1 protein-coding gene and 1 pseudogene are annotated in these 2,844 nt (G+C 47.6%); both read left to right on the top strand.

Going from position 1 to position 2,844, the window contains the following annotated elements:
• A partial coding sequence (locus VIP81_RS05945) for a SusC/RagA family TonB-linked outer membrane protein (protein ID WP_331957555.1) occupies window positions 1-2,547 on the top strand: 2,547 nt, incomplete at its 5' end.
• 12 nt (window positions 2,548-2,559) lie between these two features.
• Window positions 2,560-2,844: pseudogene (locus tag VIP81_RS05940) on the top strand (hypothetical protein); the annotation flags it as partial.

Here is a 2,844-nt window from a genome sequence, read left to right as displayed (position 1 = left end):
CTCAATAGCGACGATATCGCCTCCATTGATATCCTGAAAGATGCGTCTTCCGCATCCATCTACGGTTCCAGGGCTTCTAACGGCGTCGTACTCATTACCACCAAAAAAGGCAAAACATCAGGCCCCCCTTCTTTTGGATATAATATGTACGCGGGCTTTCAGGAAGCCAGCAAAAAAATAAAACTGATGGATGCCTATACCTGGTCGAAGTTCAGCTTTGATGCCAAGAACAACGCCTACCTCGATGCTAAACCATCCGGTAAAATAACAGACGACAATGCCACCAGGGGCAATTCCAACTATCAGATAGCTCCTGAAACGCTGCCTTACCTGGCAGGCGATCCCGGTCTTACGAATACAGACTGGCAGGATGCCCTGTTCAGAACAGCACCCATTCAAAATCATACGCTGTATGTTTCCGGAGGCAGTGATAAGTTTCAGTATTACGCATCCGGCAACTACCTGGATCAGAAAGGTATCATCCTCGGCTCCGGCTATAAAAGATATGGACTGAGAGCTAACCTGACAGCAGCGCTCACACAAAAACTACGGATAGGCGTTTCCGTGAACCCCACCTTTGATCACTACGACCTGATTAACAGTGAAGGCCCCTGGACCTTCGACGGTATCCTCAGCAATGCCCTGAAAGCATCCCCGATATTCCCGGTGTATAACGCAGATGGCTCGCTGGCCACTAACCGGCAGAATGTTTGGGCCTATGGTTATTCCGGTGGTGAAAACCCCGTAGCACTGGCTACACAGATAAAAGATAAAATGGACCATGTGCGCAACCTCGGTAGCGCCTACGCCGAATATGAAATCATTAAAGGACTTAAGTTTAAAACATTCTTCGGCTCAGATATTAATCATTTCAGCCGTAATTATTTCCGGCCGTCAACGCTGGGAAGCTACAAGCCCGTACAACAGGCAGCGCCCACTATTCCAAAAGGCTCTGCACAATCGGCATTGTCTACCAACTGGCTCTGGGAAAACACCCTGAACTACCAGTTTAGTCTACACGAAAACCACCGCTTCGATATCCTGGCAGGTTATACTTCTCAGAAAAATGTTACCAAAGCCAATGAAACCGATGGTACAGGCTTCCCTAACGATGCCGTAAAAACGCTGAACGCCGCCACCATCACCAGCGGTACTTCTACCGAATCACAATGGTCGCTGTTGTCGTACCTCGGCAGGGTGAACTACAATTACGATGATAAATATTTCATCTCCGCCAGCATCCGCAGCGACGGCTCTTCCCGCTTCGGCGCCAACAACAAATGGGGCTACTTCCCCGCCGTTTCCGGTGGATGGCTGATCAGCAACGAGTCATTCTTTCATGTGAAAGCTATTTCTGAACTGAAAGCCCGCGTGAGCTATGGTACCTCCGGTAACTTCCAGATTGCCAACTACGCCTCTTACGATCTGTTGTCCTCCAACGGCTATATATTGGGTAACGGCAGCGGTACCGCGGTCAATGGGGTAGGATTATCCCAACCCGCTAACCCGGATCTTACCTGGGAAAAAACGGTACAGCTGAACGCAGGGATAGACATTGGTTTATTTACCAACCGGATTTACCTCAGCGCAGATTATTACCGGGCTACTACCTCTGACCTGTTGCTGAATGTACCAGTAGCACTCAGTTCCGGATTTGGTACAGCATTAAAGAACATCGGTAAAGTGCGTAATACAGGGGTGGAATTCGGTTTGAATACCCGCAACCTGACCGGTGCTTTTGTATGGAATACCAGCTTCAACATCTCTGTTAATAAAAATGAAGTGCTGCAACTCGGCGCCAACAATGCGCCTATCATTTCTGATGGTGGTAACGGTACCATTTCACAGTTATATATCACAAAAGTAGGTTCACCGATCGGTAGCTATTATGGCTATGTAAACGGCGGCTCGTTCAAAGACCAGGCAGCCCTGGATGCATATCCGCATTATGCTACCACCAAACCGGGTGATCGTAAGTTCATTGATGTGAACGAGGATAAAAAAATTGATGCCAACGACAGAACAGAGATTGGCAGCTACTTCCCTAAGTTTATATGGGGCCTCTCTAACGAATTCCGGTATAAAGGTTTTGATCTCACTGTTGCATTGCAGGCATCAAACGGTAATAAAATCATGAACCTGCAACGCCGCTTCCTGTACAATGGAGAAGGTAATGCCAACCAGATGATTGAAGAGACAGGGTACTGGAAATCGCCTGCAGATCCGGGTGACGGCAACACCATCCGGCCTAACCGTGTAACCACCGGTAACAGCGCTCAACCCAGTTCCTTTTTTGTAGAAGATGGTTCGTATGTGCGTTTACGTAACCTCACCATCGGCTACACCTTTAATCAAAAGTTGTTGAAAAATAAGATACAGGGATTGCGGGTGTATGTATCTGGTCAGAACATCTATACCTGGACCAATTATACCGGCTACAACCCGGAAGTGAATGCCAGACCGGATAGCCCGCTGTCGCAAGGAGAGGACTATGGTACTTATCCTTTGCCGAGAACATTCACCGCAGGTATCAATCTTTCATTCTAAAAACGGGAACTTATGAAGTTAAATATCACAAAAGCAATAGCAGGCTTGTCGCTGGTAACGGTTATATCTTCCTGCAGTAAAGATTTTATTAACCTGGCACCGGTTTCCAATCAAACTACGGCCACCTTTTTTAAAACGTCGAATGATTTCCAGCAGGGCGTAAACGCTATCTACGATGGACTACAGAGCACACGCTCTTATGGTAAATCCAGTTACTACCTGATGGAAGTAAGAAGTGACAATACGGACATCCTTGACCGTGGTGCTTTGGGCGGCGTAGCTTCCCAGATAGACCTG

It is taken from the genome of Chitinophaga sp. (genome assembly GCF_036566945.1).
Lineage (GTDB): Bacteria > Bacteroidota > Bacteroidia > Chitinophagales > Chitinophagaceae > Chitinophaga.
Note: the sequence above shows the minus strand (reverse complement) of the source record. Positions and strands in the feature narration are given on the sequence as shown.